The 21,082-nt window shown below is 67.4% G+C and carries 23 protein-coding genes and 2 tRNA genes; 16 read left to right on the forward strand and 9 right to left on the reverse strand.

The annotated features are described in order from the left end of the window. Window positions 1-167: 167 nt before the first annotated feature. Window positions 168-971, reverse strand: a complete 804-nt coding sequence (locus LQV16_RS04520) for a VOC family protein (protein WP_229992739.1) — start codon at window positions 969-971, stop codon at window positions 168-170. Window positions 972-1,294: 323 nt separating this feature from the next. On the opposite strand from LQV16_RS04520, the gene LQV16_RS04525 reads away from it, so the two are divergent. Both LQV16_RS04525 and LQV16_RS23660 read left to right on the forward strand, forming a co-directional pair. Beyond that, the gene (locus LQV16_RS04525) at window positions 1,295-2,059 is read left to right on the forward strand and encodes a hypothetical protein (RefSeq protein WP_229992740.1); all 765 of its coding nucleotides are present in this window, start codon (window positions 1,295-1,297) and stop codon (window positions 2,057-2,059) included. 19 nt (window positions 2,060-2,078) lie between these two features. Next, window positions 2,079-2,240, forward strand: a complete 162-nt coding sequence (locus LQV16_RS23660) for a hypothetical protein (RefSeq protein WP_356815681.1) — start codon at window positions 2,079-2,081, stop codon at window positions 2,238-2,240. 253 nt (window positions 2,241-2,493) lie between these two features. Here the strand turns inward: LQV16_RS23660 and LQV16_RS04530 are convergent. Continuing rightward, window positions 2,494-2,581 (reverse strand) — tRNA-Ser (locus tag LQV16_RS04530). A gap of 163 nt (window positions 2,582-2,744) precedes the next feature. On the opposite strand from LQV16_RS04530, the gene LQV16_RS04535 reads away from it, so the two are divergent. The 7 genes from LQV16_RS04535 (at window position 2,745) to LQV16_RS04565 (ending at window position 9,392) form a co-directional block, all read left to right on the forward strand. Next, the gene (locus tag LQV16_RS04535) at window positions 2,745-3,728 is read left to right on the forward strand and encodes an NAD(P)H-quinone oxidoreductase (protein WP_229992741.1); all 984 of its coding nucleotides are present in this window, start codon (window positions 2,745-2,747) and stop codon (window positions 3,726-3,728) included. 168 nt (window positions 3,729-3,896) lie between these two features. Continuing rightward, window positions 3,897-4,433 (forward strand): PadR family transcriptional regulator, encoded by a 537-nt coding sequence (locus LQV16_RS04540; RefSeq protein WP_229992742.1) that lies wholly within the window; start codon window positions 3,897-3,899, stop codon window positions 4,431-4,433. A gap of 181 nt (window positions 4,434-4,614) precedes the next feature. Further along, window positions 4,615-6,894 carry a carbon starvation CstA family protein gene (locus tag LQV16_RS04545; RefSeq protein ID WP_229992777.1) on the forward strand — a complete coding sequence of 760 codons (2,280 nt, stop codon included), beginning with the start codon at window positions 4,615-4,617 and terminating at the stop codon, window positions 6,892-6,894. Next, window positions 6,894-7,100: a YbdD/YjiX family protein gene (locus LQV16_RS04550; protein WP_229992743.1), complete on the forward strand. Its 207-nt coding sequence runs from the start codon at window positions 6,894-6,896 to the stop codon at window positions 7,098-7,100. The genes LQV16_RS04545 and LQV16_RS04550 overlap by 1 nt, the downstream gene beginning before the upstream one ends. Before the next feature lie 148 nt (window positions 7,101-7,248). Then, window positions 7,249-7,920, forward strand: a complete 672-nt coding sequence (locus LQV16_RS04555; RefSeq protein ID WP_229992744.1) for a bacterial proteasome activator family protein — start codon at window positions 7,249-7,251, stop codon at window positions 7,918-7,920. A gap of 7 nt (window positions 7,921-7,927) precedes the next feature. Continuing rightward, window positions 7,928-8,395 (forward strand): hypothetical protein, encoded by a 468-nt coding sequence (locus LQV16_RS04560; protein ID WP_229992745.1) that lies wholly within the window; start codon window positions 7,928-7,930, stop codon window positions 8,393-8,395. 151 nt (window positions 8,396-8,546) lie between these two features. Continuing rightward, window positions 8,547-9,392 carry an aldo/keto reductase gene (locus LQV16_RS04565; RefSeq protein WP_229992746.1) on the forward strand — a complete coding sequence of 282 codons (846 nt, stop codon included), beginning with the start codon at window positions 8,547-8,549 and terminating at the stop codon, window positions 9,390-9,392. 184 nt (window positions 9,393-9,576) lie between these two features. On the opposite strand, the gene LQV16_RS04570 is transcribed toward LQV16_RS04565, so the two are convergent. Together LQV16_RS04570 and LQV16_RS23540 are read right to left on the reverse strand one after the other, a co-directional pair. After that, window positions 9,577-9,810 carry a hypothetical protein gene (locus LQV16_RS04570; RefSeq protein WP_229992747.1) on the reverse strand — a complete coding sequence of 78 codons (234 nt, stop codon included), beginning with the start codon at window positions 9,808-9,810 and terminating at the stop codon, window positions 9,577-9,579. A 36-nt stretch (window positions 9,811-9,846) separates the two neighbouring features. Further along, window positions 9,847-10,869 (reverse strand): hypothetical protein, encoded by a 1,023-nt coding sequence (locus LQV16_RS23540; protein WP_290369327.1) that lies wholly within the window; start codon window positions 10,867-10,869, stop codon window positions 9,847-9,849. A 93-nt stretch (window positions 10,870-10,962) separates the two neighbouring features. On the opposite strand from LQV16_RS23540, the gene LQV16_RS04580 reads away from it, so the two are divergent. After that, window positions 10,963-11,436, forward strand: a complete 474-nt coding sequence (locus LQV16_RS04580; RefSeq protein ID WP_229992748.1) for a DUF2231 domain-containing protein — start codon at window positions 10,963-10,965, stop codon at window positions 11,434-11,436. Here LQV16_RS04580 and LQV16_RS04585 read toward each other — a convergent pair. After that, on the reverse strand, window positions 11,433-12,809 hold the full coding sequence (locus LQV16_RS04585) for an MFS transporter (protein ID WP_229992749.1): 1,377 nt from the start codon (window positions 12,807-12,809) through the stop codon (window positions 11,433-11,435). The two genes, LQV16_RS04580 and LQV16_RS04585, sit on opposite strands and share 4 nt — an antisense overlap. Before the next feature lie 359 nt (window positions 12,810-13,168). Here LQV16_RS04585 and LQV16_RS04590 point away from each other — a divergent pair, with 359 nt between their 5' ends. The 5 genes from LQV16_RS04590 (at window position 13,169) to LQV16_RS04610 (ending at window position 15,754) form a co-directional block, all read left to right on the forward strand. Next, the gene (locus tag LQV16_RS04590) at window positions 13,169-13,465 is read left to right on the forward strand and encodes a hypothetical protein (RefSeq protein ID WP_229992750.1); all 297 of its coding nucleotides are present in this window, start codon (window positions 13,169-13,171) and stop codon (window positions 13,463-13,465) included. A 238-nt stretch (window positions 13,466-13,703) separates the two neighbouring features. Beyond that, window positions 13,704-14,072 (forward strand): hypothetical protein, encoded by a 369-nt coding sequence (locus LQV16_RS04595; RefSeq protein WP_229992751.1) that lies wholly within the window; start codon window positions 13,704-13,706, stop codon window positions 14,070-14,072. 110 nt (window positions 14,073-14,182) lie between these two features. After that, a complete protein-coding gene (locus LQV16_RS04600) occupies window positions 14,183-14,821 on the forward strand; it encodes a hypothetical protein (RefSeq protein ID WP_229992752.1) in 639 nt (212 codons plus the stop codon). Then, window positions 14,821-15,045: a helix-turn-helix transcriptional regulator gene (locus tag LQV16_RS04605; RefSeq protein WP_229992753.1), complete on the forward strand. Its 225-nt coding sequence runs from the start codon at window positions 14,821-14,823 to the stop codon at window positions 15,043-15,045. Before LQV16_RS04600 ends, LQV16_RS04605 begins: the two co-directional genes overlap by 1 nt. Window positions 15,046-15,472: 427 nt before the next feature. Next, the gene (locus tag LQV16_RS04610; protein ID WP_229992754.1) at window positions 15,473-15,754 is read left to right on the forward strand and encodes a hypothetical protein; all 282 of its coding nucleotides are present in this window, start codon (window positions 15,473-15,475) and stop codon (window positions 15,752-15,754) included. 385 nt (window positions 15,755-16,139) lie between these two features. On the opposite strand, the gene LQV16_RS04615 is transcribed toward LQV16_RS04610, so the two are convergent. The 4 genes from LQV16_RS04615 to tmk form a co-directional block, all read right to left on the reverse strand. Continuing rightward, a tRNA-Thr gene (locus tag LQV16_RS04615) sits at window positions 16,140-16,212 on the reverse strand. Between the two features lie 114 nt (window positions 16,213-16,326). Next, window positions 16,327-17,910 (reverse strand): alpha/beta hydrolase, encoded by a 1,584-nt coding sequence (locus tag LQV16_RS04620; protein WP_229992755.1) that lies wholly within the window; start codon window positions 17,908-17,910, stop codon window positions 16,327-16,329. Window positions 17,911-17,969: 59 nt separating this feature from the next. After that, window positions 17,970-19,112, reverse strand: coding sequence for a DNA polymerase III subunit delta' (locus tag LQV16_RS04625; protein WP_229992756.1), 1,143 nt, complete (start codon window positions 19,110-19,112; stop codon window positions 17,970-17,972). After that, the gene (gene tmk / locus LQV16_RS04630; protein ID WP_229992757.1) at window positions 19,109-19,789 is read right to left on the reverse strand and encodes a dTMP kinase; all 681 of its coding nucleotides are present in this window, start codon (window positions 19,787-19,789) and stop codon (window positions 19,109-19,111) included. Before tmk ends, LQV16_RS04625 begins: the two co-directional genes overlap by 4 nt. A gap of 87 nt (window positions 19,790-19,876) precedes the next feature. Here tmk and LQV16_RS04635 point away from each other — a divergent pair, with 87 nt between their 5' ends. Further along, window positions 19,877-21,073, forward strand: a complete 1,197-nt coding sequence (locus tag LQV16_RS04635) for a PLP-dependent transferase (RefSeq protein ID WP_229992758.1) — start codon at window positions 19,877-19,879, stop codon at window positions 21,071-21,073. Window positions 21,074-21,082: the final 9 nt, after the last annotated feature.

Genomic DNA, 21,082 nt, shown 5'->3' on the forward strand with positions numbered 1-21,082 from the left:
GCCCCGGGCAATGGTGACTGGTGTTGCAGGTGAGCGGTGTTCGGGTGCCTCCACCGGACACGCTCCACAGAAGAATACCGGCCAGTAGCCCTTGGGGAAGGGACTGGCCGGTATTTCTTACAACAATTTTTGTAATTGGGTGGGAGAGGCCCTCTGGCCCCGCTCGGCTAGGCGTCCGTGGCGGGCTGATCGCCCTGTCCGGTGTCAGCCACGATCTTGAACATGGCACCGGTGGGGTCGGCCAGCGTGGCGAGCCGGCCGAACGGGGTGTCGTCCGGGCCGTCGATTACCGTGGCGCCCAGGGAGAGGGCCTGTGCGATCGTGGCGTCGGTGTCCGCAACGGCGAAGTAGACCTGCCAGTTGGACGGGACCTCGGCGGGGAGGTAGGCCGAGGCGTCCATGATCCCGGCCTTGGCCGCCCGGCCTGCGCCCAGTGTGGTGTAGCGGAATTCCGGGGTGTCGGACATGACGTCCGTGTCCCAGCCGAACACGTCCTGATAGAACTTGACGGCGGCGGCGTAGTCCTTGGTGTGGAGCTCGTGCCAGGCCGGGGCGCCGGGCTCGGCCGCCAGCTCATAGCCCTTCATTTCAGCCGGCTGCCATACGCCGACCGACGCGCCGGTGGCGTCGGCGATCATGGCCATGCTGCCCTGCTCGGGGACGTCCATGGGCGGCATGTAGACCTGGCCGCCGTGCTCCGTCGCGGCCTTGACAGTGGCGGCGGCATCCTCCGAGCGCAGGTACGTGGACCACATGTCCGGCCAGGCGGCCTGATCCGCCTGCTTCTGCATGAGCCCGGCCACGGACTTGCCGTCCTTCCAGGCAGTGATGTAGCCGCCGTATTTTTCTTCGTCGCCGGTCTGGTACGTCCAGCCGAACAGCGCGCCGTAGAACGACTTTGCCTTCTCGGCATCGGATGTCATGAGGTCGATACAGCACGGTGCGCCGTTGGAGTGGTCGGGTGTAGGCATGAGGGCTCCTGCTCTCTGTGGCGGCCCGGGCGTCGTTGTGCGGGCGCCGGACTCGGATGGGGTGGAGACTGGCTGGTAAGACTGGGTGGTGGAAACACAGAGAGACTATGACGGGGCACCGACAGTTTCAATGGGCCCGGCTAGGGGAGCTGCCTCTGGCGGGCACTGAGAACTGCCTCTGGCGGGCAGATCAGGGCGAATGCCTGGCCCGGATCCGCCCTGATCTGCCCGCCAGGAGAACGTGTACCATGCGGGCGCCCGTGGTGGGCCGCGCCTGTGGATAACCCGGAGCACGCTGCCTCCATGTGTGGCCTAATGGTCCAATGGCGACGGCCAAACCCCTGCCTCCCGCACTGTCGACAGCTTCGTTCACGATCGGCGAGGCGCGTCTCCACGGCCTGCCGCCGGGACGCATCAAGGCCCAGGACCTCCATGTGCCCAGCCGCGGCATCAGGGTCCCAGCAAACCAAGGGCAGTCCCTGCTTGCCCGTGCGCGGCCCTACACGCAGCTCGGCCCGCCGGACGTCGTAAGTTTCTATTCCGCGGCCCAGATTCACGCCTTCCGTATGCCCCTTCCGTCAGGATCCAGCCTTCCGCCGTCGGCCCGTCTCCTGCATTTGACCCGCAATGGGTCCTCCGCACCCCGCCGAAAGGGAGTGATCGGCCACCGGGCGGCCCTGGACCCGGGGGACATCGTGCAGCGTGCAGGAGTACCCGTGACGAGCGAGGCCCGCACGCTGCTCGATCTGGCCGGAACCGGCCACCTGACACTGGAGGATCTCGTGGTCATTGCCGACGGTCTGGTGTGCGAGCATCCCCGCTGGCAGCATGCGGCGACCGCACAGCTTCCCTTGGCGGAGCTCAGGGGCTACCTGGCGCGCCAACGCTGCGTGGCCGGTCTTCCGCTGCTTCGGAAGGCGCTCGCCCTGGTGCGGGCGGGCGTCGATTCGGAGCCCGAGACCCGGCTGCGCCTCCTCTTCGGCCGTTCCGGGCTGCCGCCCTTCGAGCCGGATGTCGTCCTGATCGACGCGCAGGGGATGCCTCTGTGGGCGGATCTGGGGGTGCCCGGAGTACAGGCTGGCGGTTGAGTACGACGGCGGACACCACCTGACGCCGGCCCAGCGACAGGCGGACGTCATTCGCGCCGAACGCACCATGAGCGCAGGGTGGCGGCAACTTGTGCTCAACAACGTAGATGTCACGACCGGTGAGGCGTGGGTGCTGGTGCGTGTGCGCCAGGCGCTGCGGGCGCAGGGGTGGTCCGGCTGACGTTCTCCGTGCTCCCTGCTCCTGGCTCCGTGCTCCTGGCCAAGGGCAGCCGATAGACGGCTGCAGGGCAGATCAGGGCGAATGCCGGGGATGGATCCGCCCTGATCTGCCCGCCAGGCTGCATCCGCCTCGAGTCCGCCCCCGCAACGGCCACAACGGCCGCACCCCGAGTCCGCCCCCGCAACGGCCGCGGCCACAGCGCAAAAATGCCCCCGCTTCCGGCATGAACTGCAGGAGGCGGGGGCATTGTCCGCGGAAGGTAAGAGATTCGAACTCTTGGTACGGGGTCACCGCACACTGGTTTTCAAGACCAGCTCCATCGGCCGCTCGGACAACCTTCCCTAACGAGTAGTCTTTCATAGGCAGTCGGCTGCCACAAAAACCAAAAACACCGTGCGCTTGCGGACGCGTGCAGCTCCCCGCCATATTCTGGGGAGTGATGTTGATCGGACCTGGCGATCGCGGCGAACGTGCGCGGAGCCAGTTAGGAATCGGGAGTACTCCATGAAGGCTGTCTATATCTCAGAGCCCGGCGGTCCCGAGGTCCTGGAAGTCCGCGACGTGCAGGCCCCCGTGGCCGGCCCCGGCGAGGTGCTGATCGACGTCGTCGCCGCGGGCCTTAACCGTGCCGACGTCCAACAGCGCAAAGGGTTCTACCCGCCGCCCCCGGGTGCCTCCGAGATCCCCGGGCTGGAGGTCTCCGGCCGGATTGCAGGGTTCGGCCCGGGCGTGACCAAGGCATTTTCCGTGGGGGACAAGGTGGTGGCGCTGCTCGCCGGCGGCGGTTATGCCCAGCAGGTGGCCGTTCCTGCCGGGCAGGTCCTGAGGATCCCCGACGGCGTGGATCTGGTCACGGCGGCATCGTTGCCTGAGGTCGCGGCGACGGTCTATTCCAACCTGATCATGACGGCGCAGCTGCAGCCGGGCGAAACTGTCCTCATCCATGGGGCCACGGGCGGGATCGGCACCATGGCCATCCAGCTGGCCAAGGCTGTTGGCGCCCGGGTGGCCACGACGGCAGGCAACGCGGAAAAGGTCGGCACCGCCAAGGCCTTCCTCGGGGCGGACATCGCCATCAACTACGCGGAGGAAGACTTCCCGGCGAGCCTGCGCGCACAGAACGGCGGCAAAGGCGCGGATGTCATCCTCGACGTCGTCGGGGCCAGGTACCTCGAGCAGAACATCGATGCGCTGGCCGACTACGGACGCCTCGTGGTGATCGGGCTGCAGGGCGGTGCCAGGGCGGAACTGGACCTTGGACAGCTGCTGCGGAAGCGGGCCGCCATCATCGCCACCGCGCTGCGTCCCCGCCCGGTCGAGGAAAAGGCCGTGATCATGAACGCCGTCCGCGACGCCGTGTGGCCGATGCTTACCGACGGCAGGATCAGGCCCCTCGTGGCCAAGACGTTCCCGTTGGCCCAGGTCGCCGCCGCGCACACTTACTTCGATTCCGGCGACCACGTCGGCAAGGTCCTGCTGGTCATGTAGCCGGGCGCCGGCCGGCTTAAAACCGCAGGTCGGAAGCAACTTATTCCGCCCGGAGCATGCGTTGTTTTGCGGGACGGGCGGCAAAGACGATAGCGTAGGTCCATACGCGGTATACACGCGTCTTGGGGCGCGTGTATGCTGTGTGGTTTCGTGACCTCCGGGAGCACCATGTCTATCCGCCACAGTCTCCTCGCCCTTTTGCAGGACCGCCCGCGCTACGGCTACCAGCTCAGGACCGAATTCGAGGACCGCACCGGTTCCTCCTGGCCGCTGAACATCGGGCAGGTGTACACCACCCTTGACCGGCTGGATCGCGACGGGCTGGTCCGCAACGACGGCGGCGACGGCGACGGGCACGTCATGTACACCATCACCCCGGCCGGCCGGACAGAAGTCAGCGGCTGGTTCGCGGCCCCGGTTTCCCGCGCGAATCCGCCCCGGAATGAACTGGCCATCAAGCTCGCGCTCGGCCTCACGATTCCCGGGACCGACGTCGGCGCCATCATCCAGGCCCAGCGGGCCGTGTCGATCCGGGCGCTGCAGGAGTACACCAAGTCCCGCCGCGACACAGCCGCGCTCCAGCGCCCGGCCGACACCGCCAGGCTCCTGGTGCTGGACTCCCTCATCTTCCAGACCGAAGCCGAAGTGCGCTGGCTGGACCTCTGCGAGGCCCGCCTCATGCAGCTCAGCAGCCTCCAGGGGTAGCCCGGCCGACCGCTCGTCGCGCGAACCACGCCGCCCGGCGCAGGAGCGCCGCCGGGGCGCGGCAGCATTGGTAGGGTGCGGGGGGCAGTTCTGCACCGGTGGACTGCCCAGCTGGGATTCTCGAGGAGGAGACATGGGCACAATGCCAGAGGGCACACAACGCGAAAGCACAAACAGCAGCATGCACGCCACCGCACAACTCGAGGACGGGATCGTTCCAGATCCGTCCCTCCCGCCGACATCGGTGGATGAGTCCGTCCGCGACTCCGCGGAACGCACTTGGACGCCCGCCAAGATCGCGCTGTGGGCCGCCATAGCGCTGCTGGGCGGCGTCGCCTGGTTCATGCTCGCAATCATCCGCGGCGAGACCGTCAACGCCATCTGGTTTGTGTTCGCGTCGGTCTGCACGTACCTGATCGGCTACCGCTTCTACTCCAAGGTCATTGAGCGCTACCTGCTCAAGCCCAACGACCGCCGCGCCACCCCGGCCGAATACAAGGCAGACGGCAAGGACTACGTCCGCACGGACCGCAACGTCCTGTTCGGCCACCACTTCGCCGCCATCGCCGGCGCCGGACCCCTGGTGGGCCCGGTCATCGCGGCACAGATGGGCTACCTGCCCGGCACGATCTGGATCATCATCGGCGTCGTCCTTGCCGGCGCCGTCCAGGACTACCTCGTCCTGTTCTTCTCCATGCGCCGCGGCGGCCGTTCGCTGGGACAGATGGCCCGCGAGGAACTCGGCGTGATCGGCGGTACCGCCGCCCTCGTCGCGACCCTGCTGATCATGGTGATCATCGTCGCCATCCTTGCCCTGGTGGTCGTCAACGCCCTGGGCGAAAGCCCGTGGGGCGTCTTCTCGGTCGGCATGACCATCCCGATCGCCCTCTTCATGGGCGTGTACCTGCGCTTCATCCGGCCGGGCAAGGTCATGGAGGTCTCCCTGATCGGATTCGTGCTGCTCATGGCCGCCATTATCGGCGGCGGTGCCGTGGCAGGCACCGAATGGGGTGCCGCGTTCTTCCACCTGGACAAGGTCACCATCGCGTGGGGCCTCATCATCTACGGCTTCATCGCAGCCATCCTCCCCGTCTGGCTCCTCCTGGCCCCCCGCGACTACCTCTCCACCTTCATGAAGATCGGCGTGATCGTGATGCTGGCCCTGGCCATCATCGTGGTCCGCCCCGAGATCACGGTGCCGGCGTTCAGCGAGTACGCCGGCCGCGACAACGGTCCGGTTTTCTCCGGCGCCGTGTTCCCGTTCCTGTTCGTCACGATCGCCTGCGGCGCGCTGTCCGGGTTCCACGCCCTGATCGCCTCCGGCACCACACCGAAACTGATCGAGAAGGAACGCCAGACGCGCCTGATCGGCTACGGCGGCATGCTCATGGAATCCTTCGTGGCAATCATGGCCCTCGTGGCGGCAATCTCCATTGACCGCGGCATCTACTTCGCCATGAACGCCCCCGTGGCGCTGACCGGCGGGACCGTCGAGACCGCGGCCGCGTGGGTCAACGGCCTGGGCCTGTCCGGCGTCAACATCACGGCCGGCGATCTCGCACAGACGGCCAAGGACGTGGGGGAGCAAAGCATCGTGTCCCGCTCGGGCGGCGCCCCCACCCTCGCCGTCGGCCTTGCCCACATCATGCAGCAGTTCATCGGCGGCACCGCGATGATGGCGTTCTGGTACCACTTCGCCATCATGTTCGAGGCCCTCTTCATCCTCACGGCGGTCGACGCCGGCACCCGCGTTGCCCGGTTCATGCTGCAGGACTCGATCGGCAACTTCGTCCCGAAGTTCAAGGAACACTCCTGGCGCCCGGGTGCCTGGCTCTGCACTGCCATCATGGTGGCCGCCTGGGGCGCGGTCCTGCTGATGGGCGTCACCGACCCGCTGGGCGGCATCAACACCCTGTTCCCGCTGTTCGGCATCGCCAACCAGTTGCTGGCCGCCATCGCCCTCTCGGTCTGCCTGGCCATTGCCGCCAAGCGCACGGCCTTGAAGTACCTGTGGATCGTGGCGGCGCCGCTGGCGTTCGCCGCCGTCGTGACCATCACGGCGAGCTTCTACAAGATCTTCTCGCCCGTTCCGGCGGTGGGCTACTTCGCCAACAATGCAGCCTTCGCCAAGGCTCTTGCGGACGGCAAGACCTCCTTCGGAACCGCCAAGACCCAGGCCGCCATGGAGGCCGTGGTCCGCAACACCATGATCCAGGGATGGCTGTCGATCATCTTCGTGGTGCTGAGCATCATCGTCATCGTCACCGCAGTGATGGCAACCATCAAGGCCCTGCGGAACACGGCCGCGGGGCTTCCCAACGCCGAGAACGAAGACCCCGCCCGGGCCTCCCGTGTCTTCGCTCCGGCAGGGTTTGTTCCCACGGCGGCGGAGCGCGACCTCGTGACCGAGTGGAACCAGCACCCGGCCGGAGAGCGGCTCGAAAAGTCCGGGCACCACTGATGCGGAGCCCGGACGTGAACGCGGTACTTGCCGGGTTCCGCGGGGTTGCCGGGTACCTCGGCGCAGTGCTGGGCGCCGATGCCTACAGGAAGTACCTGGAGCACCATGAGGCCTCTGGACACACCAGCCCTCCCCTGACTGAGCGGGAGTTTTGGCGTGACCGGACCGACCGGCAGGACACCAGTCCGCAAGGTCGGTGTTGTTGAGCCGGTGTTGCTGAGCGGGCGCTGCTGAGCAGCTGTCCGGCAGGGGCCGGGGGAGGGGCGGTGCCGGGCACGAGAGTGTCCGACGCCGCCCCCTCCGCTTCCGGCGGACGCCGGGTCCGCGTCGCCCGGCGCGTGAGAGTATGAAGCCATGAGCGATCAGCACGACACTCAGTCCGGCGCCCAAACTGCCGACGACGTGCCCGTCGAAGGCACGCCCCTGGACGACACCCTGCCCGGTACGCCTTTGGCACCACCGGCCACGGCCGGCCACGCCGGTGGACCCGGTTCCGGGCCCAGGCCGCCCCGGGGAAGCGAACTTCAGGACCTCGTGGACCAACCCGCGAAGGTCATGCGGATCGGCACGATGGTCAAGCAGTTGCTGGACGAGGTGAAGTCCGCGCCCCTGGACGACGCGGCACGCGTCCGGCTGGCTGAAATCCACGACCGCTCCATCAAAGAACTCGAGGACGGCCTGGCTCCGGAGCTTGTTGAGGAGCTCGAACGGATCAACCTTCCCTTTCCGGAGAACGCCACCCCTTCCGACGCGGAACTGAGGATCGCCCAGGCACAGCTGGTCGGCTGGCTTGAGGGACTGTTCCACGGCATCCAGACGGCCATCGCGGCGCAGCACGCCGCCAGGGAGCACTCTTACGCCCAGATGCAGTTGCGCCAACTGCCGCCCGGCACAGTGATCGCACCGGGCGTCATCATCGGCGAGAACGGCGAGCCGGTCCGGGCCGCAGCGCCGCGTCGCGGCGCGGATTCCTCGGAGCCGCCCGAACCCGCAGACCCGGACCACGGTCCGGGCCAGTACCTTTAGCGCGACCTTGGGCTTCTTCAGCGCAGCCCGGCAAGGCCGCAGGGACGACGCCGAACTCGGCAAAGGCCTCTGGCGGCGCGCCCATGACCGGTTCAACCGCGGACTTGACCGCTACCACCAGGTCCTCGAGGGGGTCGAGGACGAGGCGCTGTACGGCGAGCTCGTCGACATCGCCAACCAGCTCTCCGCGCTCGCGCCCCGGGTGCGGCAGGTCTGCGTGGAGGCCCAGCGGCGGTTTCCCAGCAATGGATTGGATATCCCGGGGCCGCTGGCTGGCGTTCACCGGGCCCTGTCGACGGCAGGCAATTCCCTGGCCATGACGGCTGAGGCGGCCGCGATGCTCCGGCTCGCCGTTGGGCCGGTCCCGGCGGGGGCCGCGTCGGTGCGGCGCCGCGCCGATTCCGTGCTGGAGCAGGTCCACGACGCAGAGCGGCGGCTTGCGGAGGCTGACGGCAACGCCCCCACGTCGACCTGAGTCGTTCCCCGCAAGAGCGCGCGGCGACGGCGAAGCTCCGCTTTGCCGGGGTTCCTGATTCCCTGTATTCCCGGGTATTCCCGGTTACGCGCCTAGCTTAGCTTCGCCCCTGACACTGGCCGGAGGGCGCCGATGTTGGCAGGATACTTATATGACTTTTTCACCGGAACTGACTTTCAATGACGGCAACACCATCCCCCAGCTTGGCTACGGGGTGTGGCAGGTTGAAGATGACGTGGCCGAAAAGGTGGTTGTCCAGGCGTTTGAGGCCGGCTTCCGCCACATCGACACGGCAAAGATCTACGGCAACGAGGCAGGCGTGGGCCGCGCCATTGAGCGTTCCGGCCTCAAACCCGAGGAAATTTTCATCACCACCAAGCTGTGGAACGCGGACCAGGGCTACGAATCCACCCTGAAGGCGTTCGAGGAGTCCATGGAGCGTCTGGGCCTGGAGACCCTGGACCTGTACCTGATCCACTGGATGCAGCCCAAGCAGGACAAATACGTTGACACCTGGAAGGCTCTCATCGAGCTCCAGAAGCAGGGCCGGGTCAAGACCATTGGCGTCTCCAACTTCACCAAGGAGGGACTGCAGCGCCTGATCGATGAGACCGGGGTGGTTCCGGCCATCAACCAGGTCGAGCTGCACCCGTTCTTCAGCCAGGCCGAACTGCGCGAATTCAACGCGTCCAAGGGCATCCTCACCCAGGCCTGGTCGCCGCTGGGCCAGGGCGGGGAGCTGCTCGAGAGCCCTGTCATCTCCGAGATTGCCGCCAAGCACGGCGCCACCCCGGCCCAGGTTGTCATCGCGTGGCACCTGGCCATCGGCAACGTGGTCATCCCGAAGTCGGTCACTGAGTCCCGGATCCGCGAGAACTACGCGGCCCTGGACGTCACCCTCGACAAGACCGACCTCCAGGCCATCAACGGACTGGACCGTTCCGCCGAAGACGCCGGCCGGATCGGCCCGGATCCGGCTGTCTCCGACTTCGCCTAAGCAACAGTCCCACGACGCCGGCAGCCAGCTGACGTTCGCACAGGGCCTCCACCCCGCACAGGGTGGAGGCCCTTCCTGCGCTCAGGCCCATACCCGCGGCCGCGCCCGTTCCTGCGGCCCCGCCTGCCGGGGCCGTGACACCCGCCGGGACCGTGAAGCCTCCGAAATAGGCGCCGCACCGGAGTCAGGCGGCGGCCCGGCGCTCTTTCGCCGGGATGGCATCGATGACGGCCCAGCCGTCCTCGCCCGCCACGCACCGGCTGGCGAAGCGGTCCGCGGCGGCAGCGTCATCGAAGCTCTCGGAACGGATCCGGCCGCAGTCGGTGTCCAGGTAGGTGACCTCGAAATACAGTGCGCCATCCTGTGCGCCGTTGAAACCCGGCTGGAACCTCTGTTGGAAATTCTGGTTGTTCTCCATGATTCCAGTGTGCAACCGACCTCCGACAGGAAGACTTCACCCCTCCGGCGTGTTGCCGAGCCGCAGCACCCGCTCCCGCGCCAGGACTTCCTTGCGGCGCTGCCGGTCCGCGGCCCGTGCCGTCTGCTGCGCAAGGGCCGCCGCCAGCTCGTGACGCTTCCGTGCTCCCTTGAGCTCGGCTTCAACTACGTCCAGACGCCGCCTGAGATCGCGCGCCTCATCGGCCAGCCGAGTGCTTTCCGCCGTCGCCTCCGCCAGCTCCGCGGCCGCGCGGCGTGCGTCCCCGTCGGCCTCAGCGGCGGCCTCTTCGGCCGCTTCCAGGCCGGTCCGCGCCCGTTCCACAGCCGACGGCGTGGGCGCCACATGTGCTTTCCCGACGGCCCGGAGGCGGGGTTGTTCCGTTGACTTTCCGCCGGCAGCCTCGCCGCGGTGCGCGGCCCGGGCCGCCGGTTCGCTCCCGCGGGCCCCGGGCGCCCCGCCGCCGGCCGTTCCGCGCGCGGCTCCGGTTCCCGGTGCGGCCGCCACCTGGCTCCCCGGGACAGCAACGGCGCCGGCGAGATCGACGACGTCGACCCCGTCCGCCGAGAGTGTCCGGAGCAGACAGCCGCTTTGCACGGCAGCCGCGGCCCCCGGGTCGGCGGTGGCGGCACGCAGGGTCTGCTCCACCTCCGTCGCCACGGCGGCGCTGATGGCCCTTCCGTGCTGGGCGGCCAGGGCGTGTGCTGCCTTTACCGCGCCGGCGAGAAGCTGGCGCCGCTGCTGCGCGAGGCGGCGGAGGTCGGCTGCATCCAGGGCGTCCTGCGCGGCCTGCATCGAGGTTCCCAGCCCAGCCAGCTCCCGCAGGATTTCGGGGCTGTGCGCCGCCAGCATGTTCACTGCCCACGCCGCCACCGACGGTTTGGGCAGGGCCCGGACTTCGGCTGCCAGGGCGCGCTGCTCGGCCGCGGTGAGGCCAACGGCGGCGACGTCTTTGGCCGCGGCCGTTCTTGCCGCCACGAACTCGCCGTACGGCAGTGCATACAGCGGCCCGGCAATGCCCTCGAGTTCCCGCGTTCCCATGCAAGAATCATAGGAGTCCGGCCCCGCCACGAAAGCCCAGCTCGTGGCACCGTCATGAGAGCAGGCGGCGCCAGGTTGCGGAGGAGTGTTCACTTGATCGAAATTGGCGGGCTGCCGGCCCACATCCTGCTCGTCCACGCCGTGGTGGTGCTCGCGCCGATTGCAGGTCTGGGCGCCATTGTCTATGCCGCGGCACCGCGCTGGCGGACCTACCTGGCGTGGCCCCTGGGCGTGTTGTCGTTGGGGCTGGTTCCGGTGACTCTGCTGACGGCGCAGGCAGGCGAGCAGCTGGAGAAGGCACGCCCGGCGTCGGCCCTGATTCACGAGCACGCCCAGCAGGGCGATGTGCTCAAGGTGGTTTCCGTGATCTTTTTTGTCCTGGTCGCGGCGATGCTGGTGGTCACCTATGAACCCTTCGGCCGGAGGCTGGCGTTCCTCGGTGGACTTCGAGACATCAGGAGCGTCCGAGTGGCGCTCCTGATCGCCGGCGTCGTGACAGGCGCCTTCTTCATCTACCAGAGCATCATCACGGGACATTCGGGCGCGGCGTCCGTCTGGGCGCGCTAAGTCCGCCCATCGGCGGGCCCGTGAGCCGGTGACGGGTGCCGGGCCCTGCGCAGCGTTACGACCAGAAGGACCAGGGCCGTTGCCTGGAGGGCGGCAACGGTAATGATGAGCGCCGGCCGCGCGCTGTAGAGCGACCCGTACAAGGCCCCGCCGACCAATGCTCCGGCCCCCTCGAACGCCGCGAACACCCCGTATGCCGTGCCCTGCCGGGGCTGGGGCACCAGATCTGCGACCAACGCCTTGACCGTGGAGTCCTGGATACCCATGGCGGTGCCCCAGACCAGGACGCCGGCCAGAACGAGCCCGGCGCTCGGCGCCAGGGCCAGTACTGGCACCCCTGCAATCAGCACGGGCAGCGCCAGGAGCACGGCCGCCCCGGCGCGATCGTAAATGACGCCACTGGCGAGGGCCCCGATGGCGGCGGCGCCCATGGCGCCGGCGTAGAGCAAGGGGACCACCGGGACGGGCACGGCCACGGCGGCCGTCAGATGGTAGGAGATAACGCCGAACGCCACGAGCCCGGCGCTCCAAAGGAATGCGGCAGCGGCAAACAGGATGAAGGGGCCGGAAATCGCCGACGGCGGCCGGCCGGCAGCCTTCCCTTGGGCTGGCGCCGTGCCGGAGTGCGAACCGCGCGGCGGCGCCGCGGGCGCGGCCTCCGGCCCCGGGAAGCCGGCGGGGTCGGCGTCGGGCGCTGGCGTGTCCGCGCCGGGTTCCTGGACGCGGCGACGCAACCAAACGAGAATCGCCAGCGCCGCCGCCGCCGGAATGACGAGCACCGCAAAGGCTGCCGGCAGCGAGCCGGTGGCAACCAGGACCGCCGAAACGAGCAACGGGCCCAGGAGCGCCCCGGCCAAGTCGAGTGATTTGTGGACGGCGAAGCCGCGGCCCCGGCCAACCGGCTGGACGGCGGCGGCGAGCAGCACGGTTTTCGCCGGGCTGCGGACAGCCTTGCCAACCCTGTCCCCGATGATGAGCACGGCCGCCAGGGCCAGTCCGGCGGTCCCGGCGAGGGGCGTCAACGCCAGCAGCGGTACGCACAGCGCCGTGAGGGCATACCCGGCCAACGTGAAGGTCCAGTACTTCCCGGTGCGGTCCGCCCAGGGGCCGAATACCAGCCGGAGTCCCTGGGACGCGGCCTCCGCGGCGCCGGTCACGAGACCGACGAATAGCGCGGACGCGCCGAGCTGGGCGAGCAGGGGACCTCCCAGGGGGCGGGCGCCGTCGGACACCATGTCAGTGGCGAGGCTGACCAGGCCGAATCCGACAACCGGGCCCCACAGCCGGCGCAGCCGATTGTGGGGTTGGCCTCCGGGCCGCGGCGGCGGGAATTCCTGCTGGCGGGCTGGCAGCCTGCGCCCGGGCCGTTCCATTCACTAAGGCTGGCGGACGGCCTGGAAAAAGACAATACGCAGGTCAGGTCCTTGTGGCCGGGTCGAGGCGCGGAAGGAAATTTTGACCAAAGTGGCTTTTTCTTGCCTGCGGCTTGGTACTTTTTGACAGCCGATCCGCACTGTGCGGGCCGGGGGACCCACAATGACGGATTGAAGGCTTCACAACCATGAGCTCACCCCAGTAACAGGGCTATGGCGGTATTGACGGTGGTCCGCGGGACTCACGTTGACCTCACTCCGCGACGTATTGACGACTGCCCGGCTCGGGCGTAGACCGTGCCGTATCAAACCAATCGCAGGCCGTTGCCTTGCGGCCTGCCGCCTGTGAGGAGAAGACAATGGCCGTCGCAGTCATCATGGAATTTGCCGGTGCCACGCTGGAGCAATACGACCAAGTCATCGGCAAGATGGGCCTTACGCCCGGAGGGCCCGCGCCGGTTGGCGCCCTCGGCCACTGGGTGGCCGCCACCGACGACGGGATCCTCGTTACCGACCTATGGGAGACGAAGGAGCTCTACGACGCCTTTGCGAAGGACCAGATCGGCCCGTTCTCTGCTGAAGTCGGTATCCCCGCGCCGCCTACGGTGAAGTATCTGGACGTCCACAATTACTTCACCCCTGGGGCCAGTGCCTGACCGAAGTGAGCGGGCGGAAACTGGGACCAGGATCCGGTACGCGCCGAGGACTACGACGGAACCCCCGGAAATCATTGATTTCCGGGGGTTCTTCTCGAACTGGTGATCTGGTCGGTTTCTCCGCCAGCCACCTGCCAGCCCGTTGTCCGCCGTGGCAGACATGAGTCCTTGCGCCGGCGGCTCCCGAGGAGGACGGCACCGGAGTAGCCTGACAGCAGAAGCGAGAAAGGCATGGACCATGCGCATTCTTCAGACATCCACCGACGCCCTCAACGTCACGCGGATCGACAGGATCGCCTATCTCAACGCTGAAGAGCGGACATTTCTGACCACAACAACCGGCCGGCCGGATTTCGCCACCCCCGGTCAGGGGGAAGTCATCGCCGACATGGGGCGGGCCGTTCCCGTCACCTTGGCCTACATCGATGACCCGCTCGAAGGGAGCCTCATCATCGCGCGCCTCACGGACTTGATTGCAAACTACGACTGGCCAGTCATCAGATTCTCCGACGTTCGGGAAGACGCCCGGAAAAAGGTCGCCGAAATCCGGTACAGAGAATCCGAGGATAACGCCGAGCCAGACCGCACTGACCCGCACGAAGACTAGTCCGGGCAGCGGCCCGCCAGCCCGGAGAATCCGGCTGGACCACCGGAGGATCAGCGGGTAGTTTATCGACTATCGTTATTAACGAATGTCGATATGCCTTGGGCGGAACGATGAAACTGACGAAAAATGACACCCGGCCGGACAACGGCGGGAAGAAGGTCGTATCCAGAGCGGACGCAGTCTTGTTCATGATCGCATCGGCGGCCGTTGCTGTGCTGACGACAGTGACGACTGTTGCCGGCATCATCGGCTACACCAGCGGTCCAGTGACGCTGGTGCTTCCGGTGGCCACGGCGAATCATGCCGCCACGGGCCTCCTGCCGGGGGTGACCGGACACTTTACGGCCATGGAAGCCACTCTTCCGACTCTTCCGTCAGGTCCCGGAGAGCTTTTGGCATGGGCCGATTCGCTGAACCAGATCGGCTTCCTGGTTCTCCTTGTTTTGGTGTTCCTGCTGGCCCGCCGGCTCGGGAGTGAGACTCTTTTCACTCCCGGATCAGCATGGATCGTCGGTGCCTGCGGCGCCGCCCTGACCGTGTTCGGGACCGTGGGGCAGATTCTTGACTCCATTGCACGCAGCCGGCTGGCAGAACTGATCGGTGCCAACGCGCGCACCCCGGGGGAGGCCTACAGCTTCTCGGCTGACTTCAACCTCGCTCCGTTGTTGCTGGGCCTGGTCCTGGTGCTCGTCGCCGGTGTCTTCCAGTTCGGCCGCCGTCTTCAGCAGGACACGGATGGCCTGGTCTGATGCCGGCAGACGACTCCACTGATATTCACTGCCGCCTCGACGAACTTATGGGGGCTCGGGGTATGACCCTGACGGAGCTGAGTAAGCAGGTCGGGGTGAGTCTGGTGAACCTGTCGGTGCTCAAAAACGACCGGGCGAAGGCGATCAGGTTCTCCACGCTGACGGCAATCTGCGAAGCGCTGGACTGTCAGGTGGGGGACCTGCTGGTGACCGCGCGGCGCTGACACCGGCTTCTACGCTTCACAGCAAAGAACCCCTATTTCCGCTGAATCAGCGGAAATAGGGGGTTCGTCTCGAGCTTCCTGCCAGAATCGAACTGGCGACCTTCTGCTCGGCACGAACCACAAGACGTCCCCGCCGATCCACCAGCGGGCCGCCGGCGTCCGGACCGCGACTTGCACCACACTGGAGTACCTCTACGCAGGCTCCTACACGCCACGGGACCCCCTGCCACTCGCAAGCAACCGCAACCTGACCACGATCAGAATGAAGGACCGTCCACGCCTCGAGTCCCTGAACGGGGTTGACGCGTTCGCCTCATTGGAGGAGCTCGGAATCTTTGGTGCCCCCCTGCTGAAAGATGTGACAGACCTCGGCTCTGCCTCTGCGCCTAAGACGCTGCGGAGACTGGCTCTGCAATCATGCCGTGGTGTGTCCACCCTCGATGAGATCGGCCTCCTCACCGGGCTGACCTACCTGAACATCGCTGAGTCCGGCGATATTGCATCATTCGCCCCGCTTGCCAACCTCCGCCACCTGAAGACGCTGCATGCTTACGGAACTACGCGGGTGGTCGACGGCGATCTGTCCGCCCTCACGGGGCTGACGGAACTTACCGATCTCCGCCTGAAGGGCAGGCGCGACTACCATCCGTCACTGAAGACCATCGAGGACCAAATTCAACGCCGGGTCCTGGCGAGCCACGCCAGCTGACAATGGTTTCGGGGACGACCCGTCCGCGCCGCGGGGAGGCAGGGCTTCGCAACGAATGAGCGGACTGCTGTCAGAGCTGGCCGGTGCAGGCTACCCGGTCGCCTCGGTCTCGGAAACTGCGGGACTCGGGATTGCGGTACGCCGCTCTGACTGGTTCCTGAGTCTCACAAACTCTAGTTTGGTGCTACACGATCGGAACACCGGGGCCCTATTCCCTCACCTTGAAGTCACAGCGCCCGGGCCGGGTGAGACGCTCGCCTAGAATCCCCGCGCGCAGAACAGAGTGCGGGGATTCGTTTGCCAGGGTCTCATACGGCCATCTCGCCGCAACCAACAAAAAACCCCGTATCCCTGCTGAATCAGCGGAGATACGGGGTTCTTCCCGAGCTTCCTGCCAGAATCGAACTGGCGACCTTCTCATTACGAGTGAGACGCTCTACCAACTGAGCTAAGGAAGCAACCACATGAATGCCCGGCGAACCGGGCGGATCATGCAAGAGACAACTGTAATAGAGTCCCGGCGTCCGGGTCAAAATGAGCGGCAGAAGCCGCCTTGCGGCCCCATCGCGGTCCTAGCAGACAGTGTTGTCCGCCGGGGCTTTGCCGTCCACCAGGTAGTCGTCGACGGCGTTGCCGATGCAGCTGTTGGAGCGGCCGTAGGCCGTGTGGCCCTCGCCCTTCCATGTCAGCAGCGAGGCGTTGCCGAGCTGCTTGCGCAGGGCGCTGGCCCATTCCACGGGGGTAGCCGGATCGCCTGTGGTCCCAACGATAACAATCGGGGCCGAGCCCTTGTACTCAGCCGCGGCAGGGGTCCGGGCGTTCTTGTACGGCCAGTCCTTGCAGTTGCTTCCGCCGTAGGCGAAGTAGTAGCCCAGCGTTGGCGACAGCTGGCGCAGCTTCTGGTCCTCGGCCCGCATGGAAGCGGTGTCGGACACCATCGGGTAGTCCAGGCAGTTGATGGCGTTGAAGGCGAAGGTGCTGTTCGACGTGTAGGTGCCGCTGGGGTCCCTGTCGGCGCCGAAGTCGGCCAGCTGGAGCATGCCCGTGCCGTCGCCGGCCAGGGCGGTTGCGAGCGCCCGTGTGAGGATCGGCCAGTTGTCATTGTTGTAGAGCGGGATGATGAGGCCGCTGACAAACGTCGAACCCGAGACCTTCCGGCCGTCCTTCGCCGGCAGCGGGTTCGCCTCCGCCGCGGTGATGGCGTTGTGGATCTGCTGGACGCCTTCCTCGGTGCTTCCCGTGAGCGGGCAACCGCTGCTCTGCTGGCATTTTGCGACGTAGGCGTGGAGGGCCTTCTCGAAGGCCACGGCCTGCCCGCTGGTCAGTTCCTCGTAGCTCAGGGACGGGTCAATGGCGCCGTCCAGGACCAACCGGCCCACGTTGTCCGGAAACAGCGACGCATAGGTGGAGCCCAGGAGGGTCCCATAGGAGTAGCCGAGGTAGTTCAGCTTCGCGTCGTTGGCCACCCCGCGGAGGATGTCGAGGTCCTTCGCGGCGCTGATCGTGTCGATGTGGGCCAGGACCGGGCCGGTCTTCTCCACGCACTTGGCCGCGATGGCCTTGTTGTCGGCGAGGGCCGCGTCCAGTCCGGCGTCGGTGTCCAGAGCGTAGATCTTGGCGCGGGACGCGTCGCGTTCCTTGTCTGTCAGGCACGTGACCGGGGCGGAGCGCTTCACGCCGCGGGGGTCGAAGCCCACGATGTCATAGGCGGAGCGGACCTTGTCCGAGATGTTGGTGTTGGCCGCGTCCCGGACGAAGTCGTAGCCCGAGCCGCCCGGGCCACCCGGATTGACCAGCAGGGTGCCCTTCTTGTCGCCATTCGTGGCTAGCTTGATGGCGGCAAGCTCGATGCGGTCGCCGTCGGGCTTGCTGTAGTCCAGCGGAACCTTGACCTTGGCGCACTGGAAGCTGCCCTCACACGGCTTCCAGTCGACCTGCTGGGAGTAGTAGCTGCGCAGGTCCTCGGGCGCCGCCGCCACGATTGATGGGTCCGCCTGCCCCGGTGTCCCCGATTTGGCGGCACTCGGCCCGCCGTCGCCCCCGCCGCCGAAAAGAGTGCACGAGGCCAGTGAGAGGGCCAGGGCCGCGGCACCGACGGCCCGCATGCCGATCGCCAGGGATCGGGATCTTGCGGACTGGGGTCGAGCAGGCTTCATGCGGTTCTCCTTGGAGGATAGGAACGGAGCGAAGATGTTCGTTGGAGCGGCCGGGACCGTCAAATAAGGCTGGACGCCATGGACTCGATCGTCAGCAGCGGAGCCACGTTGGTGGTGGTGATCCGCGTGCGGGCCTTGTTGACGGCGTCCATGCGGGCAAGGGTCACTTCGGCGGTGGAGCGGGAGGCGAAGTCTTCGAGTTCGCTTCTGAGTTCAACGTTGACGAGCTCCACGGCGTTCCCCATCTGGATGATCAGGACATCCCGGTAAAAGGACAGCAAATCCGTCAGGGTGCGGTCAAGGGAATCGGTGATGGAGCGCTTGGCCCGGCGCTTCTGGTCGTCCTCGAGCTGCTTGACCTGGCTCCGCATGGCCGGCGGCAACGTGCCGCTCTCGGGCGCCCCGAGGGTGGCCAGCAACGCGGTCTTCTCGGCGGCGTCGCGCTCGTCATTGGAGCTGTTGGCTTCCTCGGTGGCGATCTTGACCAGCTTTTCGGCCATCATGACCGCCGCGGTGACGCCGCGAAGGGACAGCGGAAACCGCACCGTCTCAAGGCGGCGCTCCCGGGCCTCCGGGTCCCGGGCCAGGCGGCGGGCGATCCCCACGTGGCTTTGCGCGGCGCGGGCCGCGCGCTCGGCAACCGCCGGGTCCACGCCGTCGCGCTTAACCAGCAGGGCCGCGACGGCGGCGGCCGGTGGAAGCCGCAGCGCCACCGGCCGGCAGCGGGAGCGGATCGTCACGAGGACATCGGCGGGGGAGGGCGCGCAGAGCATCCAGACGGTGCGGGGAGTGGGTTCCTCGATGGCCTTGAGCAGCACGTTGGTGGTCCGCTCGGCCATCCGGTCCGCATCCTCCACCACGATGATCCGCCACCGGGCCGACGAGGGCCGGTTCCCGGCGGTGGACACGAGTTCGCGTGCCTCATCGATGGTGATAGTGACCTTCTCCGTGCGCACGAACGCGACGTCGGAATGGGTCTCGCCGAGGATGGTCAGGCACGCCGGGCATTCGCCGCAGCCGCGCAGGCTGACGTCCTCCTGGTCACAGTTCAGGGCCGCAGCGAAGGCCTTCGCGGCGTTGGAACGGCCGGAGCCGGGCGGGCCGGTGAAAAGCCACGCGTGCGTCAGCCCCTCACCCTGGGCCGCCTGGCGCAGCTGGGCCACGACGGCGTCCTGGCCCTGGAGATCGTCCCAGACGGTCATGCCATGCTGCTTTGGGTGACGGCCAGCAAGGTTTCGACGCGCTCGAAGATCCGGGCCGCGAGTTCGGCGACGGGCAGGCGGGCGGGCAGCACCAGATAGGCTTCGGGCCTTGCCGCTGCCAGGTCCAGAAAGGCCGCCCGGATCTTGGCGTGGAATTCGTCGGCCTCGGACTCGAGGCGGTCTTCGGGGGCTTCGCCGGCTGTGCGCCGTTGCCGGCCAACGGCGGGCTCGACGTCGAGAAGTACCGTCAGGTCCGGCTCCAGGTCCGATGTCGCCCAGGCATTGATGTCCCGGACCGCCTCCGTCCCGAGGCCGCGGCCGGCGCCCTGGTACGCGACCGAAGAGTCGATGTACCGGTCCGTGAGGACGATCTCGCCGCGTTCCAGGGCGGGCCGGATGACCTGGCTCGCGTGCGCGGCACGGGACGCCGCGAAAATAAGGGCCTCGGTATGGGCGTCGATGTGGCCGTGGCCGTGATCCAGCACGAGGGAACGCAGCTTCTCGCCGATCGCGGTGCCGCCCGGTTCCCGGGTCCGCAGCACTGTGAAGCCCCCTGATTCCAGCGTTTTGGCGAGTTCGGCCGCCTGCGTGGACTTGCCGGCGCCGTCTCCGCCCTCGAAGGCAATAAACAGTCCGGGCAACGGTCGGCGGGCCGCTCCGGGGCTCTGGGTAGTCACCGTTCAAGAGTACCGACAATCACCGACACTTCAGTGCCCGGCGTAACGCCTTGGGTACCCTGCGGGGCGCCCACGTACCCTGTCTCCATGAGTCTTTCTGAACAACAGGCCGCCGCGCTTTCGCCGGATTCCTTGGTTGTGGCGGCAGGGCGCCCGCCGCGCACCCGCGACGAACCCGTCAACCCGCCGCTTGTGCTGTCCTCGACCTACTTCGGCACCGGACCGCTGGGGGGCGGCGATCGCGGCTACGGCCGGTATTCCAATCCCACGTGGGACCCCTTCGAAGAGGCGCTGGGCCAGTTGGAAGGTGCGGAGCTGCCGGGGCTGCTCTACGCCTCTGGGCTCGCCGCCGTGAGTTCGGCACTGTCCCTGGTGCCCGCCCAGGGCGTGCTCGTGATGCCCTCGCACAGCTACGCGGGCTCGGTCACCATGGCCACCGAACTGGCGGCCAAAGGCTTCCTCGAGTTGCGGACGGTGGACATCGCGGACACCGACGCCGTCGTGGCCGCAATTGCCCCGGCCGGCGGCCGCGCCGCCAGCATGCTGTGGCTGGAGAGTCCCACCAACCCCATGCTCGGCGTCGCGGACATGCGGACCCTGACCGCCGCGGCGCATGAGGCCGGTGCGATCGTCGTCACGGACAACACCTTTTCCACGCCCTTGGTGCAGCAGCCCCTGAGCCTGGGCTCCGACGTCGTGCTGCATTCGGTGACCAAATACCTCTCCGGCCATTCCGACGTCGTGCTCGGTGCGCTGGTGACCTCCGACGCCGGTCTCCGCGCCGCCCTGCTGCACCACCGCACCATTCACGGCGGGATCGCCGGACCGTTCGAGGCGTGGCTGGCGCTGCGCGGGCTCCGCACCCTGGCGCTGCGGATCGAGCGTTCGCAGGCGTCGGCCCAGGTCCTAGCCGAACGGCTCCACGGTCATCCGCGGATTGCCGGCATCCGGTTCCCCGGACTGGCCTCGGACCCCGGCCACGTGCGGGCTAAGGAGCAGATGAAGGGGTTCGGGTCCATCCTGTGCATTGAGGTTGCCCCCGTAGTTGGGCGGGACGGTGGCATCAGCGGCGCCGAGGCCGCGGACCGGATGATCCGCGCCCTGCACCTCTGGCTCCCCGCCACGTCCCTGGGTGGGGTGGAATCCCTGATCGAACGCCGGCGCCGGCACACGGCCGAGCCGGAGAGCGTACCGGACAACCTGGTCCGGATGAGCGTGGGCATTGAGAACGTGGAAGACCTTTGGGCCGATTTGGAGCAGGCGTTGGGCACTCTGGACGGCTAGGCTGGGGGA

Source organism: Arthrobacter sp. Bi26 (assembly GCF_918697925.1).
Classification (GTDB): Bacteria; Actinomycetota; Actinomycetes; order Actinomycetales; family Micrococcaceae; genus Arthrobacter.